This is a genomic window from Kitasatospora sp. NPDC094015, from assembly GCF_040304075.1.
In the GTDB taxonomy this organism is placed as follows: domain Bacteria; phylum Actinomycetota; class Actinomycetes; order Streptomycetales; family Streptomycetaceae; genus Kitasatospora.
Genome location: NZ_JBEOUL010000014.1, coordinates 22,464 through 37,409, shown reverse-complemented (window position 1 = coordinate 37,409; position 14,946 = coordinate 22,464). Strand labels below are relative to the sequence as shown.

The window sequence follows — 14,946 nt, the reverse complement described above, 5'->3', positions numbered from 1 at the left end:
GCCGGGTGAGCTACGACCTGGTCATCTTCGACAACGACGGCGTGCTGGTGGACAGCGAGCCGATCTCCAACCGGGTGCTCGCCGAGTACCTGACCGAGCTCGGCTTCCCCACCACCGTCGAGGACTCCTACCGGGACTACATGGGCTGCGCCGCGCACAAGGTGCACGACGTGATCGGCGAGCGGCACGGCGCCACCCTGCCGGCCGGCTTCGACGACCTGTTCCACGCCCGGGTGTTCGCCGCCTTCGAGCGGGAGCTGACCGCCGTCCGCGGCGCCGAACGGCTGCTGAAGGCCTTCCAGCAGCAGGGCGTCCCGTACTGCCTGGCCTCCTCCGCCCACCACGCCTGGATCCGCACCGCCCTGGACCGCACCGGCCTGCGCGGCCTGCTGGCCGAGGAGCGGATCTTCTCCGCCCAGGACGTCGGCGTGGGCAAGCCCGCCCCGGACCTCTTCCTGCACGCCGCCCGCACCCTGGGCGTCGAGCCCCGGCGCTGCCTGGTGATCGAGGACAGCCCGAACGGCGTCCTGGCCGCCCGCGCCGCCGGCATGGACGTGTACGGCTACACCGCGCTCACCGACCCGGCCAAGCTCACCGCCGCCGGCGCGACCGGGCTGCTGGCCGACCTCGACCTGGTACCGGCCCTGCTCGCCTGAGCCGCCCCGGCCACCGGCCGGGACGCCGGGCGGGGTGCCCGCCAACTGATCCGGTCGCACCCCTCCCGCAAACCCCGCGCACCACCTACGCTCTCGCCAACATCTTCGTACCGGCCGGTAGCGCCGGTGGTGAGCGAGGTCGGGCAGATGCAGGAAGCGGTCATCACCGAACGGCTCCGGCAGGCCCGCGCGGCCCTCGCCGGCAGCTTCCTGCTCCAGGGGGTCACCTTCGCCCTGCTGGTCACCTGCATCCCCGAACTGCAGGACCGCTACGGGCTGAGCGACGGCCTGCTGCCGGTGTTCCTGGCCGCCGTGCCGATCCTGGCCGGGGTCGGCTCGATCACCTCCGAGTGGCTGGTCAAGCGGACCAGCGCCCGGGCCGTGCTGCGGGTGGTCCAGCCCGCGGTCTGCCTGACCCTGGGCCTGACCGGCTTCGGCGACCGGCTCTGGGAACTGGGCCTGGCGCTCGGCGCGTTCGGCCTGCTGGTCGGCGCGCTGGACGCCTCGATGAACATGCTCGGCGTCGGCCTCCAGCACCGGTACGGCCGCAGCATCATGATCGGCTTCCACGCCGCGTTCAGCCTCGGCGGCATCATCGGCGCCGCCGTGGCCGGTCTCGGCGCGCACGAGGACCTCGGACTGCCGGTGCTGTTCGGCGGCGCCGCCGCGGTGCTGATCCCGCTCGCGCTGCTCACCGGCACTCGGTTCGCCGGCCGCCGGGAACTCGGCGACGCCGTCCGGGAGGCCGCCGAGGCCGCCGCCCGCTCGATCCCGTGGAAGCCGCTGCTGCCGCTCTGCCTGGCCATGGCGGTCGCCTACATCGCCGACGCCTCGGTCTCCAACTACAGCGTCAAGTACCTGACCGACGGCCTGGACAGCCCGAGCGACGTCGCCAAGCTGTCCTACCTCGGCTACATGGTCGCCATGCTGGTCGGCCGCACCCTGGGCGACCGCGCCGTGCAGAACTGGGGCGCCGTCCGGGTGGTCCGGGCCGGCGCCGGACTGGCCGCGCTCGGCTTCGCGCTGGCCGCCGCCGCCCCCGGACCGTGGGCCGCCATCGCCGGCTTCACCGTGCTCGGCTTCGGCATCTGCGCGGTCATCCCGCAGGTCTTCGCCGCCGGCGGCCGGCTCTTCCCGCACGACTCGGACGCCGCCGTGGCCCGGCTCAACCTCTTCAACTACGTCGGCTTCCTGATCGGATCCCCGCTGGTCGGCGCGGTCGCCGACGCCGGCTCGTACCGCACCGCCTTCCTCGCCCCGATGGCGCTGGTGCTGCTGATCCTGCCGCTCTCCGGCCACTTCGCCCCCGCCCCCGCGCAGCCGGTGCCCGCCGACCGGTAGGCCGCTCCGACCGCCCGGGCCGCGCCCGCTACGGTGGGCGCATGCCCGACGCCGAGCACGAGACCCCCTGCGGCCTGCAGTTGTACTGGGACGAGGCCGAGACCGGCTACGACTTCGGCCCGGGCCACCCGATGGACCCCACCCGGCTGGCGCTCACCATGCGGCTGGTGGAGGCCTTCGGCCTGACCACCGCGCCGGGCGTCGGGGTCCGCTCCGCACCGCCCGCCGGGGACTCCACGCTGCGCCTGGTGCACACCGCCGAGTACCTGAGCGCGGTCCGCCGGGTCGCCGCCGACCCCGGCCTGACCGACGCCCGGCACGGGCTCGGCACCGACGACAACTGGGCCTTCCCCGGCCTGCACACCGCCTCCGCGCTGATCGCCGGCCAGTCCGTCGCGGGCGCCGAGGCGGTCTGGCGCGGCGAGGCCCGGCACGCCGTCAACTTCGCCGGCGGCCTGCACCACGCGATGCCCGCCCGCGCCGCCGGCTTCTGCGTCTACAACGACCCCGCCCTCGCCATCGCCCGCCTGCTGGAACTCGGCGCCGAGCGGGTCGCGTACGTGGACGTGGACGTGCACCACGGCGACGGCGTGCAGCAGGCGTTCTGGAACGACCCCCGGGTGCTGACCGTCTCGCTGCACGAGTCCCCGGCCACGCTCTTCCCGGAGACCGGCTGGTCCACCGAGACCGGCGGCCCGGACGCCCCCGGCTCGGCCGCCAACCTGCCCCTCCCGGCCGGCACCGGCGACGCCGGCTGGCTGCGCGCCTTCCACGCCCTGGTCCCCGAACTCCTCGCCGCCTTCCGCCCCCAGGTCCTGGTCAGCCAGCACGGCGCCGACACCCACGTCGAGGACCCGCTGGCCCACCTCGCCGTCTCGCTGGACGCCCAGCGGCTGGTCACCGAGGCCGTCCACCGGCTCGCCCACGAACACGCGGACGGGCGCTGGCTGGCCCTCGGCGGCGGTGGCTACGCGGTGGTCGACGTCGTCCCCCGGGCCTGGACCCACCTGGTCGCCACCGCCGCGGGCCGGCCGGTCGACCCCACCGCCGAGACCCCCGAACTCTGGCGCGCCGAGGTCTACCGCCGCACCCGCCAGCAGGCCCCGCTGCGGATGACCGACGGCGTCGAGCCCGCCTGGCGGGACTTCCACGACCACGGCTACGACCCCGGCGACCGCCTCGACCAGGCGATCCTGGCCGCCCGCCGGGCCGTCCTGCCGCACCACGGCCTGCTGCCGTGAGCGCCGCCCGCGCGCAGCTGCGCGACCACCTGCTGCGCCGCCGGCTGGCCGGCGACGAGATCCCGACCAGCCGGCAGAAGAACCTGCGCAGCTACCGCCTGTTCGGCCAGGGCGACCCGACCGCGCTGATGGGCCTCGCCCCGGAGGGCCGCTGGGGCCCCGGCGCCGTGCTCGCGCTGATGGCCGAACGGGTCGGCGTGGACCCGGACTTCGGCCGCGGCCAGGGCCCCGACACGATCGACCCCGACCGCACCCTGGACGCCCTCGACCGGCTCGCCGACCTGTTGCGCGCCGCCGCCCGGCGCCGCGCCACCGTGCTCACCGGCACCGGACACCCGAACAGGCTGACGGCGTTTCACACCTCCCTCGCCAGGGCGCTCGAAGCAGCCGGTTGCACTCTGCTCACCCCCGCGCGCGGTCTGCGCTTCCGTGAGCCCACCCCACAGGGCGAGCGCTCCTGCGCCCTCGACTACCGCGGTCCGGTCGCCGTGGTCCGGGGCCTTGACGGGGGATCGGCCCGGGGTGGCAGACTCGACCGCGGCGCCGACGACCTCCTGCACACCCACTCCGCGCAGCCGGTCCGGCTGGCCCTCGCGGAGCTCGCCGGGGCCGGACAGCCCTTGCCGGGCCTGGTCCTGGGCGACCACGGCTGGCTCTGCGGGGCCGGCCGGCTCGGCGTCCCGGCCGGCGGGCTCGCCGACTCCAACGACCCGGCGCCGTTCGTCGGGGAGGCGGAGGGCACGGTCGCGGTGGCCGTCCCGGTGGACGACGGATCTCCCCCCGAGTGCTACAGACCGTTGAGTGACTACGTACTGCAACGGGCGGATCTCGCACCGTACAAGGAGTGAGCTTCTCCCTCTTCCCACTGGTACCACCCATAACTACTCTGGGGATACACGTGTGCCGGTGGAGTCACCGGAGGGGAAGCCGGTGCCTTGCACACGGGTAAGGGTCGGGTGAGGTCATGAGTTCCGGCGAACGCCCCCTCCAGGATGTCGTCTTCCTGACCGTGGCCGAGGTGGCCGCGGTCATGCGGGTGTCGAAGATGACGGTGTACCGCCTGGTGCACAGCGGAGAGCTTCCGGCCATCAGGGTCGGCCGCTCCTTCCGGGTCCCCGAGAAGGAGGTCCACGACTACCTCAAGGAGTCCTACGTGCGGCTGCAGAGCGCGTAGCCCGGACACGGCGCGACCCCTCGAACGGGCCCGATTACGGCTTGGGCGAAGCGGGGGGTAGGCTAGGCCCTCCGTCAGTCGTATGGACTCCCGTCTCTCACGGGCGTGGGTCCGAGTGAGCGAGGGTTGTTCCGTGGGCTCTGTCATCAAGAAGCGTCGCAAGCGTATGGCCAAGAAGAAGCACCGCAAGCTTCTGAAGAGGACTCGCGTTCAGCGTCGCAACAAGAAGTAACACCTCGGCTGGCGCTTGCCCCGTATCGCGCGGGAGTCAGCCCGCCCACGGTCGCTCTCGCGTACCAGGTGTGCGCACTGCCCGCCCCGGCACTCCGCCGGGGCGGGCAGTCGCTTTTCCACCCCTCGGCGTGTTTGCGTCCAGGAAATCCCCGCACGGTACGGTTTCAGGCAGGGACGGGACTGAGGAGGACACGGACACGTGGGCAAGGTCGTGCTCGTCACCGGAGTCGCTCGCCACCTGGGCGTCAGGTTCGCCACCGAGATCGCCGGACGCCCGGGGGTCGACCGGGTGGTCGGCGTCGACGTCCAGCCCCCGCCCGGCGCACTGCCCCCCGGGATGGTCTTCCACCGGCTCGACCTGCGCCGCCCGGCCGTTGCGCGGGTGATCGCCGAGCACGACGTCGACACCGTGGTCCACCTCAACGTCAGCGCCATGGGCTCCGGCGGCCGCAGCGCCGTCAAGGAGACCAACGTCATCGGCACCATGCAGCTGCTCGGCGCCTGCCAGAAGGCCCCCGGCCTGCGCCGCCTGGTGGTCAAGTCCACCACCGCCGTCTACGGCTCCGCGCCGCGCGACCCGGCGGTCTTCGCCGAGGGCATGCAGCCCAAGCAGCTCCCGCCCGGCGGTTTCGCCCGGGACGCCGCCGAGGTCGAGGGCTACGTCCGCGGCTTCTCCCGGCGCCGGCCCGACGTCGCGGTCACCGTGCTCCGCTTCGCCAACATCGTCGGACCGGCCGGCGACACCCCGCTCAGCGCCTACTTCGCCCTGCCGCTGCTGCCCACCGTGCTCGGCCGCGACCCCCGGCTCCAGTTCGTCCACGAGGACGACGCGGTCGAGGTGCTCCGGCTGGCCGCCGGCGAGCCGGCGCCCGGCACCACCAACACCGGCACCTTCAACGTGGCGGGCGACGGCGTGCTGCTGCTCTCCCAGTGCGCCCGCCGGCTCGGCCGGCCGACCGTGCCGCTGCTGCTGCCCGCACTCAACCTGGTGGCCGGACTGGTCCGGCAGACCAGGCTCGCCGACATGTCGCCCGAGCAGATCCAACTGCTCAGCCACGGCCGGGTGGTCGACACCGCCAGGCTGCGCGACACCTTCGGCTACACCCCGGGCTACACCACCCCGCAGGCCTTCGCCGACTTCGCCGCCGCCCAGCGCGCCGGCCTGCTGCCGCCCGAACGGCTGTGCGCGGTCACCGACCGGCTGGCCGGCCTGCTCGCGCCCGACACCCGCCACCGCACGGACCACCACACCGAGGAGCCGATGCCGCGATGACTGCCGCCAGGGAACACGCCACGGGCGAGGCCAAGGTCATCCCGATCCAGTCCGCGCCCAGCTGGCAGGGCGACCGCGCCGACCTGGCCGACCGGCTCGCCGGAGCGGTCGGCGGCGCGCTGGCCGGGCGGCTCGGCGAGAGCGCCACCCGGCTGTTCGGCAAGGGCTGGGAGGGCAAGGCCGCCGACGGCCTGTCCTTCCTGCGGCGCCGGATCACCGGCGACTACGAGGTGGACGACTTCGGCTTCGACCAGGAGCTCACCGAGGAGGTCTTCCTCTCGCTGCTGCGCCCGCTGGCGGAGCAGTACTTCCGGATCGAGGTCCGCGGCATCGAGCACATCCCCGCCGAGGGCGGGGTGCTGATCGTCGCCAACCACTCGGGCACCGTGCCGCTGGACGCGCTGATGACCCAGGTCGCCGTGCACGACCACCACCCGGCCCGGCGCCACCTGCGGATGCTCGCGGCCGACCTGGTGTTCGTGCTGCCGGTGGTCGGCGAACTGGCCCGCAAGGCCGGGCACACGCTGGCCTGCAACGAGGACGCGCAGACCCTGCTGGAGCGCGGCGAGGTGGTCGGGGTCTGGCCGGAGGGCTTCAAGGGCATCGGCAAGCCGTTCGCCGACCGCTACAAGCTCCAGCGCTTCGGCCGCGGCGGGTTCGTCGCCTCGGCGCTGCGGGCCCAGGTGCCGATCGTGCCCTGCTCGATCGTCGGGGCGGAGGAGACCTACCCGATGATCGGCAACTTCCGGACCCTGGCCCGGCTGCTCGGCCTGCCCTACCTGCCGATCACCCCGACCTTCCCCTGGCTCGGCCCGCTCGGCGCGATCCCGCTGCCCACCAAGTGGACCATCCAGTTCGGCGAACCGATCCCGACCGACGGCTACCCCAAGGAGGCCGCGGACGACCCGATGCTGGTCTTCGACCTCACCGACCAGGTCCGCGAGACCATCCAGCACACCCTGTACAAGCTGCTGGTGCAGCGCCGCTCGGTCTTCTTCTGAGCCCGCTCCCGCTGAGCCCGCTTCTTCCGAGCCCGGCGCCGCGGACGGACGGCCCCGGTGGTCGCGGGCGGGTGCCCGCAGCCACCGGGGCCGTCGCCCGGTCGGGGTCCTCAGTTGAGCGTGAGACCCGGCAGCAGACCGGGTAGCAGCGGCGGGATGGTCAGACCCTGGCCCTGCGGGGTGGCCGCGCCGGACGGGGCGGGGGAGCCCTCGCCCGAGCGGTCCGGCCCACCGGCCGGCGGGGTGGTGCCGGCGCCGTTGCCGGTCAGCCCGTTGGTCAGCCCGTCGACCAGGCTGCCGACCCCGCCGGGCGCACTGCTCGGGCTGGCGCCACCACCCGACGACCCTCCCGAACTCCCGTTCTTCGCGTGCGAGTTCGGCGTGCCGGCGGGTGCGTCCGGCCGGCCGCCGACCAGGCCGGGGCCGTGGCCGGTGCTGCTCGGGGACTGGTCGCCGCCCGCTCCCGTACCGCCGGAGGCCGAACCGCCCGTGGCGGGCGGCTGCTCCAGGTGCAGGGGCGCGACGTCCTCGCTTATGTCGTCGAAGAGCTGGTCGACCTTGCCGGCCTGGCTGGTCAGCTGACCGGGGAGCCTGCTCTGCAGGGTGCTCCAGCGGTCGTCCTCGCCGTCGGCGAAGGTGGCGAGCTTGCGCATCGGGGCCAGCGAGCCGTTGCTCCGGTAGACCGCACGCAGCAGGTCACGGCCGCGCACCGCCTCGGTGTGCATGTCGTCCAGCGCGCGCCGGACCTGCTCGACCGTGTCGGGGCTCAGCGCGTTCGCCGAACCGGCCCGCTGGAGCAGCGACTGGGCCTCGTCCAGCCGGGTGGAGGCCTGCTCCAGGAGCAGCGCTCCGCGCTCCGCGTCGGAGTCCGCCCAGTCCAGCTGGAGCCCCTCCAGGCCGCGCTTCATCCCGTAGAGCGTGTCCCCCGGCAGGGCGTTGGTGCTCGCGGTGGCCGCGCCGGCGAAGCCGCCGACCGCCACCCCGGCCACCAGGCCGCCGATCGCCAGCCGCCGGCCCCAGCGGCTGCGCGAGACCGCCCGGACCGCCCGGTGCCGGCGCTGGCGCGGAACCACCGCGGTGGGCCGGACCCCGGCCCACTCCTGCTCGAACGCGGCCATCAGCTGCGCCCGCTGGACCGTACGGGTCTGCGGGTCCAGCTCCGGCCCGGGCAGCGCGCCCAGCGCGCCGGCCATCGCCAGCAGCTCGGCCATCGCGGCCGAGCCGGTCCGGGCAGGGCCACCCGGGGACGAGCTCTCCGGGGCCGGGCCCTGCGGGGCCGCGTCTCCGGTGTCGGCCCTGCTCTCTGTCCGGTGGGCCTCCAGCGCCTCGGCGAAGGCCTTTGCCCGCCGGTGCTCCAGCACATGTGCCGTCACGGGCCACACCTCCCTTCGTCGTTTTCGACACCCAGGCCGGCCGGACGGTTGCCTCGGCGGGCCGAAACCACACCATCGGGTGACATGCCTGGATCGGGCTTGACTACGGCCCCGATGACGGATTGCACGCTGGCCAACGAGCGGTGCCGGGAGTCGGTTACGCACGACTGATCATGTGACCGCCCATTCACCCGCACGTGTGCGGACGGGGGAGGGGCTGACGGATCGTCGGATATTTCGCCCGCGTCGGAGCCGCGCCGCGTAGCGGTCGCGGTCACCGGGCGTCGGGCGGCAGCAGGCGGGCCAGCGTCCGCACCGCGCGGTACTGGAGGGTCTTGATGGCGCCCTCGTTCTTCCCCATGATCCGGGCCGTCTCGGCCACCGAGAGGCCCTGCAGGAAGCGCAGCGTCACGCACTCCTGCTGCTGCGGGTTGAGCCGCCGCACCGCGTCCAGCAGGGCCGCGTTGGAGAGCGACTCCAGCACCGAGTCCTCGGGGCTGCGCTCGCACTCGTTGGAGTCCAGCATCTCGCCGGTGGTGACCTCCAGCCGGAAGCGGCTGGACTTGAAGTGGTCGGCCACCAGGTTGCGCGCGATGGTCACCAGCCAGGCGCCGAAGTCGCGGCCCTGCCAGGTGAAGGTGCCGATCCGCCGCAGCGCGCGCAGGAACGTCTCGCTGGTGAGGTCCTCGGCGGTGGCCCGGCTGCCGACCCGGTAGTAGATGTACCGGTACACGGTGTCGGAGTAGTGGTCGTAGAGCCGGCCGAAGGCCTCGCTCTCGCCGTTCTGGGCCCGCTCGACCAGGTCGACGATGGGGTTGTGCTCGGTCTCGAAGCCGGTGTTCGGGGCGGAGCGGGTGCGGCCGCGGCCGGTGCCGACGGCGGTTCTGCCGCGGGCGCCGGTGCCGGAGCCGCTGCCCGCGGCGGTGCCCGGCCCGCTGGTCGCGGTCGAGCGCAGCAGCGCGCCGGTGGGACGGTGCTGGCGGTCGGGGCCGGCGACCGGGACGCCCCCGGCCAGGGCGGGCTGGGGCCCGAGCAGCTCGAAGTCACGGATCGCGGCCCACAACTGGTCCAGGCGCGTACCGGGACGCAGGGTGGCGGTCGACGGGCGGGGGGAGGTAGGCGCGTCGTTCCGGACGGGTGGGTACACGGGACTCCCAGAGGCAGAACTGTGGACGGGTCACCTCCGCCACGGCGGAGAGCACACTGCCTGACCCCCCGTCATCGGGGATGCGTGGTGGCGTGCATCCAGGAGAGGATAACGCTTTGTGCAATGACAGCTACACCCTGTGGTCGAAGTGGTCGTTTGAAGTCCACTTGTCGCACATATTCAGCTGGTAATGACCGGAGTTGCCACCAGCCGTCTGGCGCAACGTGAGCGCTCGTAAGCGCTGTGTGACCAATTTGGGGGAAGGAGCGGCGGTTTCCCCGTCCTTGGGCCTCGCAACCCCCGACTTTCCCAAGTCGACGAACGATCAGATCCTGTCACCGGCGATCTGGTTCGGGCACTCGGTCGCCCGCGGGCCGGTTCGCTCGTTAGCGTGATCAGAAGCCCATCCATGGAGTGGCCGGACGAACGCCAGGTTGACGCCCGATCGACCGGGCGGAGCAGCCGAGGAGCGGCCGCCGAGCAGGCCGGGAACAGGCGCCGGGCAGCCCGGGGCGGACCGGCAGGAGGTACCGAACACCCCGGCGGCGCGGCGCGGACCCCGACGGGCCCGACGGACCCCGTCAGGCCGTGCGCCGCCGCCGCTGCACCGCGACCGCCGCCGCGGCCCCCACCACCACCCCGAGCCCGGCCGCCGCCGGCAGCCCGATCCGGGCCGCCTTGCGCCCGGTCCGGAAGTCGCGCACCCGCCAGCCCATCGCGCGGGCGTGCCGCCGCAGCGTGGCGTCCGGGTTGATCACGTACGGGTGGCCGACCAGGGCCAGCATCGGGATGTCGTTGGCCGAGTCGCTGAACGCCGCGCAGCGGCTGAGGTCCAGCTGCTCCCGGCGGGCCAGCGACTGCACCGCGGCGGCCTTGGCCGGCCCGTGCAGCAGCCCGCCGACCAGCCGGCCGGTGTACTCGCCGTCGACGGTCTCGGCGACCGTGCCCAGCGCGCCGGTCATGCCGAGCTGCCGGGCGATGATCCGGGCCACCTCCTGCGGGGCGGCGGTCACCAGCCAGGTCCGCTGGCCGGCGTCCAGGTGCATCTGGACCAGGGCGCGGGTGCCGGGCCAGATCTTGCGGGCGATCACCTCCTCGAAGATCTCCTCGCAGATCGCCTCCAGCTCGGCCGTCCGCTTGCCGGCGACCAGCCCGAGTGCGGTGTCCTGGGCGTCCGCGATGTGCGCCGGGTCCTCCGAGCCGTGCAGCCGGAACCAGGCCTGCTGCCAGGCGAACCGGGCCACGTCCCGGCGACTGAAGAACCGCCGCCGGTACAGCCCGATGCCGAGGTAGAAGATCGCGGCCCCGCGCAGGATGGTGTTGTCGCAGTCGAAGAACGCGGCGGCCCGGGGGTCGTCCGGCGTCGGGGTGTGGTCCTCGGCGGGCGCCTTGGGCGCCCTCGCGGACTTCGCCGGCTTGCCCTCGGCGGCGGTCGGCGCGGGCGTGTCGGCCCCGGGCGCGTCGGAGGCGGGCGCGGGTGTCCCGGGTGCGGTGGTGACCGGCGGGCCGGCGGCGGGCCGGCCGGTGACCGGCGCGTCGGAGGCGGCCGCGGAGCCGACCGGGCCGAGGGCGAGCAGGTCCGCCTCGGCGGCCTCGGCCGCGGCCTCGCCCGCCAGGGCGGTCCGCTCGTTCGGGGAACGCCTTGCCTGGGTGAGCCTTCGCAGCGCGGCCATGGCACCGAGCATAGCCAGCGGGGGTGTCGGATCCCGTGACCGCGATGTGCAGGCGCCGTTAACAGCCCGCATCCGGACCGTGACCGCGGCCCGGCCGCCGGGCACCGGGGAGGCACAATGGCCCGGTGAGCCTGCTGCGACGCGACAAGAAGAATCCGGCGGACCGGACCGTGACCCTGATCGGCAAGCCGGACTGCCACCTGTGCGAGGACGCCCGCGCGGTGATCGTCAAGGTCACCGGCGAGCTGGGCGCCGCCTTCGAGGAGAAGGACATCACCCAGGACGAGGCGCTGTTCGAGAAGTACTGGGAGCAGATCCCGGTCACCCTGATCGACGGCCGCCAGCACGACTTCTGGCGGGTGGACGAGCGCCGGCTGCGCACCGCGCTGGGCGGCTGAGCGCGGGCGGCGACGGCGCCACCGACCCCCGCCGAACGGCGGGGGTGGTACGCCAAATCGTTGCCCGCGAGATGAAGATCTCCTTGAAAAACGGCTCGTTCGTCGGCTTACCATCGTCAGGCTTGGTGTCCGCCGGGGGCTGTAGACATGGAGGAGAGCAGGACGATGCCACTCGGTCACCGCCCCTCCCCTCCCGCCCCCGCCTCCTCGCCCGAGCGTCCCGGCCCTCCCGTGCCCGGCGGGTTCGCCGTGGTCGACGTCGAGGCCACCGGCCGCAGCCCGTGGCGGCACCGGGTGGTCGAGGTCGCCGTCGTGCTGCTGGACCACCGGCTGGGCGCCGAGGGCGAGTTCTCCACCCTGATCGATCCGGCCGGGCCGGTCGGCCCCACCCACGTGCACCGGATAACCCAGGACGAGGTGGCCGGCGCCCCGCGCTTCCGCGACGTGGCGCCCGCTCTGCTGGAGCTGCTGGCCGGCCGGGTGCTGGTCGGCCACCACGTCAGCTGCGACCGGGCGTTCCTGGAGCGCGAGTTCGCCCGGATCGGCGTCGTGCTGCCGGCCGTCCCCGAGCTGTGCACCATGCGGCTGGCCCGGGCGCACCTGCCCGGGGCGGGCGGGTACGGCCTCGCGGCCTGCGCCGCCGCGGCCGGGCTCGGCTGGTACCCGGCGCACACCGCGCTGGGTGACGCCAGGGCCACCGCCGAACTCCTCCGCCGCTGCGTCGCCACCCCGCCGCCGGCCGACGCCCTCGCGGCCCGCACCCCCGCACCGCCCACCGACCGCACCCCCGCACCGCCCGCCGACCGCGCGACCTCCCCGGCGGCCGACCGGCCGGCCGACTGGAGCGCGCCGCTGCGCGAGGCCGCCCTGCTGTCCTGGCCCCGGCTGGACCCCGACCGGGCCGAGCGGCCCGGCGGCCTCGTCCCGCAGATCCGCCGTACCCTGCCGTCCGCGCCGCCGTCCGCGCCGCCGTCCGTCCCGCCGCCGGCGGGCCCGGACGGTCACCGGCCGCCGATCCTCGCCGCCGGTGGTGAGTGATGCGCATCACTGTGCGGGGACAAATCGGACACCATCTTTGTGCACACGTTCACAAACGCATAGCCTGGCTGTCTAAGCCCAGCTTCACCCACAGGAGCACCGTGGCAATCGGCCGACCCACCCAGAGCAGTTCGCAGACGCCCGACGCAGGCGCCGCGCGCCGACCCTCCCGTGCCCGGGGCATCCCGGAGGCGACCGTCGCCCGCCTGCCGCTCTACCTGCGGGCGCTGACCGCGCTCTCCGAGCGCTCGGTGCCGACCGTCTCCTCCGAGGAGCTGGCCACCGCCGCCGGCGTCAACTCCGCGAAGCTGCGCAAGGACTTCTCCTACCTCGGCTCCTACGGGACCCGGGGGGTCGGCTACGACGTCGAGTACCTCGTCTACCAGATCTCCCGCGAGCTGGGCCTCACCCAGGACTGGCCGGTCGTCATCGTCGGCATCGGGAACCTGGGCCACGCCCTCGCCAACTACGGCGGCTTCGCCTCCCGCGGCTTCCGGGTCGCGGCCCTGCTGGACGCCGACCCGGCCGTGGTCGGCAGCAGCGCGGCCGGGCTGCCGGTGCGGCACATGGACGAGCTGGAGGCCATCGTGGCCGGCCAGCAGGTCTCCATCGGCGTGATCACCACCCCGCCCGGCGCCGCCCAGCAGGTCTGCGACCGACTGGTGGAGGCCGGGGTGACCAGCATCCTGAACTTCGCGCCCACCGTGCTCACCGTCCCGGACGGCGTGGACGTGCGCAAGGTCGACCTGTCGATAGAGCTCCAGATCCTCGCCTTCCACGAGCAGCGCAAGGCCGGCGAGGAGCCCACCCAGGACGGCGGCATGCTGGACCGCGCCCCCGGCCCGGTCCGGGCCGCCGCCGCCAAGCTCCGCCGGGCCGCCGGCGGCACCGCCAAGGCCGAACCGGCCAAGGGCAAGCCCGGCAAGGGCACCGAGGGCGAGCGTTCCGCGGTGATGCCGGCGTGAACACCAGCAACCACTGTCAGCGCGGGGGTCGGGCATGAGCCTTCTCGTGGTCGGCCTCAGCCACCGCACCGCCCCCGTGGGCGTGCTGGAGCGCGCCGCACTCACCGGTGACGTCCCCACCCGGCTGCTGCACGACGCGGCCGCCACGGCGACCGTCGGCGAGGCCGCGCTGGTCAACACCTGCAACCGGATCGAGCTCTACGCCGACGTGGACAAGTTCCACGCCGGGGTCGCCGAGCTGTCCCTGCTGCTCGCCCACCACAGCGGCGTCGACCTGGAGGAGCTCACCCCGCACCTCTACGTCCACTACGAGGACCGGGCCGTCCACCACCTCTTCTCGGTCGCCTGCGGCCTGGACTCGATGGTGGTCGGCGAGGGCCAGATCCTCGGCCAGCTGCGCGACGCGCTGGCCCGCGCCCAGGACGAGCACACCGCCGGGCGCGGCCTGAACGAGCTGTTCCAGCAGGCGCTGCGGGTCGGCAAGCGGGCGCACAGCGAGACCGGCATCGACAAGGCCGGCCAGTCGCTGGTCACCTTCGGCCTGGAGCAGATCGCCGCCGGCGCCGGGGAGATCGCCGGCAAGCGCGCCCTGGTGGTCGGCGCCGGCTCGATGAGCTCGCTGGCCGCCGCCACCCTGGTCCGCTCCGGGGTCACCGACCTGCTGGTCGCCAACCGCACCGCCGCCCGGGCCGAGCGCCTGGTGGAGATCCTCGGCGGCGGCGCCCGCACGCTCGACCTCGCCAAGGTGCCCGAGGCGCTCGCCGACGTCGACCTGGTGATCTCCTGCACCGGCGCGTCCGGCGTGGTGATCGGCGCCGACGCGGTGGCCCGCGCGGTCGCCGCCCGCACCGGATCCGGCCCGCTGGCCTTCCTCGACCTCGCGATGCCGCGGGACGTCGACCACGGGGTGCACGGCCTGCCCGGCGCCCTGCTGGTCGACCTGGAGAGCCTCTCGCACGCGCACGCCGCCACGCCCGGCGCGGGCGACGTCGACGCGGTCACCACGATCGTCGCCGACGAGGTGGCCGGTTTCGCCGCCGCCCAGCGGGCGGCCCGGATCGCGCCCACCGTGGTCGCCCTCCGGTCGATGGCCTCCGACCTGGTCAGCAGCGAACTCGCCCGGCTGGACAGCCGGTTGCCCGACCTGGACGAGCGGTCCCGGGCCGAGATCACGCAGACCGTCCGGCGGGTGGTCGACAAGCTGCTGCACGCACCCACGGTGCGGGTGAAGCAGCTCGCCGCCGAGCCCGGCGGAGCCTCGTACGCGGACGCCCTGCGCGAACTGTTCGACCTGGACCCGGCGGCGGTGCACGCTGTCTCCGGCACCCCGGTCGGTACCGCGGTCGGTACCGCGATCGGCGCCCAGAGCGCGCACCCCGGCAGCCAGTCGGCCGGAGCATCCAGATGAACCACCAGTCAGCCACCCAGCACG

15 protein-coding genes are annotated in these 14,946 nt (G+C 74.2%); 12 read left to right on the top strand and 3 right to left on the bottom strand.

Annotated features, from left to right (window positions below; translation table 11 throughout):
* The first annotated feature begins 5 nt into the window (after positions 1 to 5).
* The 8 genes from ABT014_RS18425 to ABT014_RS18390 all read left to right on the top strand — a co-directional run bounded on the left by ABT014_RS18425 (position 6) and on the right by ABT014_RS18390 (position 6,920).
* The gene (locus tag ABT014_RS18425) at positions 6 to 656 is read left to right on the top strand and encodes an HAD family hydrolase (RefSeq protein WP_350640009.1); all 651 of its coding nucleotides are present in this window, start codon (positions 6 to 8) and stop codon (positions 654 to 656) included.
* Between the two features lie 147 nt (positions 657 to 803).
* Positions 804 to 1,997, top strand: coding sequence for an MFS transporter (locus tag ABT014_RS18420; RefSeq protein ID WP_350640007.1), 1,194 nt, complete (start codon positions 804 to 806; stop codon positions 1,995 to 1,997).
* A 41-nt stretch (positions 1,998 to 2,038) separates the two neighbouring features.
* Positions 2,039 to 3,238, top strand: coding sequence for an acetoin utilization protein AcuC (locus tag ABT014_RS18415; protein WP_350640005.1), 1,200 nt, complete (start codon positions 2,039 to 2,041; stop codon positions 3,236 to 3,238).
* Positions 3,235 to 4,086, top strand: coding sequence for a phosphatase (locus ABT014_RS18410; RefSeq protein ID WP_350640003.1), 852 nt, complete (start codon positions 3,235 to 3,237; stop codon positions 4,084 to 4,086). Before ABT014_RS18415 ends, ABT014_RS18410 begins: the two co-directional genes overlap by 4 nt.
* A 116-nt stretch (positions 4,087 to 4,202) precedes the next feature.
* Positions 4,203 to 4,412 (top strand): helix-turn-helix domain-containing protein, encoded by a 210-nt coding sequence (locus tag ABT014_RS18405; protein WP_033825303.1) that lies wholly within the window; start codon positions 4,203 to 4,205, stop codon positions 4,410 to 4,412.
* Between the two features lie 82 nt (positions 4,413 to 4,494).
* Positions 4,495 to 4,644, top strand: a complete 150-nt coding sequence (locus ABT014_RS18400; RefSeq protein WP_484626215.1) for a 30S ribosomal protein bS22 — start codon at positions 4,495 to 4,497, stop codon at positions 4,642 to 4,644.
* A gap of 201 nt (positions 4,645 to 4,845) precedes the next feature.
* Positions 4,846 to 5,919, top strand: coding sequence for an NAD-dependent epimerase/dehydratase family protein (locus ABT014_RS18395; RefSeq protein WP_350640000.1), 1,074 nt, complete (start codon positions 4,846 to 4,848; stop codon positions 5,917 to 5,919).
* Entirely contained in the window at positions 5,916 to 6,920 is a 1,005-nt protein-coding gene (locus ABT014_RS18390) for a lysophospholipid acyltransferase family protein (RefSeq protein WP_350639998.1), read from the top strand. Before ABT014_RS18395 ends, ABT014_RS18390 begins: the two co-directional genes overlap by 4 nt.
* Positions 6,921 to 7,030: 110 nt before the next feature.
* Here ABT014_RS18390 and ABT014_RS18385 read toward each other — a convergent pair whose 3' ends face one another.
* The 3 genes from ABT014_RS18385 to ABT014_RS18375 all read right to left on the bottom strand — a co-directional run bounded on the left by ABT014_RS18385 (position 7,031) and on the right by ABT014_RS18375 (position 11,113).
* The gene (locus ABT014_RS18385) at positions 7,031 to 8,293 is read right to left on the bottom strand and encodes a DUF5667 domain-containing protein (RefSeq protein WP_350639995.1); all 1,263 of its coding nucleotides are present in this window, start codon (positions 8,291 to 8,293) and stop codon (positions 7,031 to 7,033) included.
* Between the two features lie 274 nt (positions 8,294 to 8,567).
* Positions 8,568 to 9,440, bottom strand: a complete 873-nt coding sequence (locus tag ABT014_RS18380; protein WP_350639993.1) for an ECF subfamily RNA polymerase sigma factor, BldN family — start codon at positions 9,438 to 9,440, stop codon at positions 8,568 to 8,570.
* Positions 9,441 to 10,021: 581 nt separating this feature from the next.
* Complete coding sequence (locus ABT014_RS18375) at positions 10,022 to 11,113, bottom strand: HAD family hydrolase (RefSeq protein ID WP_350639991.1); 1,092 nt, start codon at positions 11,111 to 11,113, stop codon at positions 10,022 to 10,024.
* A gap of 125 nt (positions 11,114 to 11,238) precedes the next feature.
* On the opposite strand from ABT014_RS18375, the gene ABT014_RS18370 reads away from it, so the two are divergent.
* The 4 genes from ABT014_RS18370 to ABT014_RS18355 all read left to right on the top strand — a co-directional run bounded on the left by ABT014_RS18370 (position 11,239) and on the right by ABT014_RS18355 (position 14,922).
* Positions 11,239 to 11,511, top strand: coding sequence for a glutaredoxin family protein (locus tag ABT014_RS18370; protein WP_350639989.1), 273 nt, complete (start codon positions 11,239 to 11,241; stop codon positions 11,509 to 11,511).
* A gap of 165 nt (positions 11,512 to 11,676) precedes the next feature.
* Entirely contained in the window at positions 11,677 to 12,549 is an 873-nt protein-coding gene (locus ABT014_RS18365) for a 3'-5' exonuclease (RefSeq protein ID WP_350639987.1), read from the top strand.
* Positions 12,550 to 12,650: 101 nt separating this feature from the next.
* Positions 12,651 to 13,514, top strand: a complete 864-nt coding sequence (locus ABT014_RS18360) for a redox-sensing transcriptional repressor Rex (protein ID WP_350639985.1) — start codon at positions 12,651 to 12,653, stop codon at positions 13,512 to 13,514.
* A 34-nt stretch (positions 13,515 to 13,548) separates the two neighbouring features.
* The gene (locus ABT014_RS18355; protein WP_350639983.1) at positions 13,549 to 14,922 is read left to right on the top strand and encodes a glutamyl-tRNA reductase; all 1,374 of its coding nucleotides are present in this window, start codon (positions 13,549 to 13,551) and stop codon (positions 14,920 to 14,922) included.
* The last annotated feature ends 24 nt before the right edge of the window (positions 14,923 to 14,946 follow it).

Coding starts and splice junctions, on each gene's coding strand:
- ABT014_RS18420 (WP_350640007.1), top strand. CDS start 804: ATGCAGGAAGCGGTCATCACCGAACGGCTCCGGCAGGCCCGCGCGGCC.
- ABT014_RS18415 (WP_350640005.1), top strand. CDS start 2,039: ATGCCCGACGCCGAGCACGAGACCCCCTGCGGCCTGCAGTTGTACTGG.
- ABT014_RS18405 (WP_033825303.1), top strand. CDS start 4,203: ATGAGTTCCGGCGAACGCCCCCTCCAGGATGTCGTCTTCCTGACCGTG.
- ABT014_RS18400 (WP_484626215.1), top strand. CDS start 4,495: ATGGACTCCCGTCTCTCACGGGCGTGGGTCCGAGTGAGCGAGGGTTGT.
- ABT014_RS18390 (WP_350639998.1), top strand. CDS start 5,916: ATGACTGCCGCCAGGGAACACGCCACGGGCGAGGCCAAGGTCATCCCG.
- ABT014_RS18375 (WP_350639991.1), bottom strand. CDS start 11,113: ATGGCCGCGCTGCGAAGGCTCACCCAGGCAAGGCGTTCCCCGAACGAG.
- ABT014_RS18365 (WP_350639987.1), top strand. CDS start 11,677: ATGCCACTCGGTCACCGCCCCTCCCCTCCCGCCCCCGCCTCCTCGCCC.
- ABT014_RS18355 (WP_350639983.1), top strand. CDS start 13,549: ATGAGCCTTCTCGTGGTCGGCCTCAGCCACCGCACCGCCCCCGTGGGC.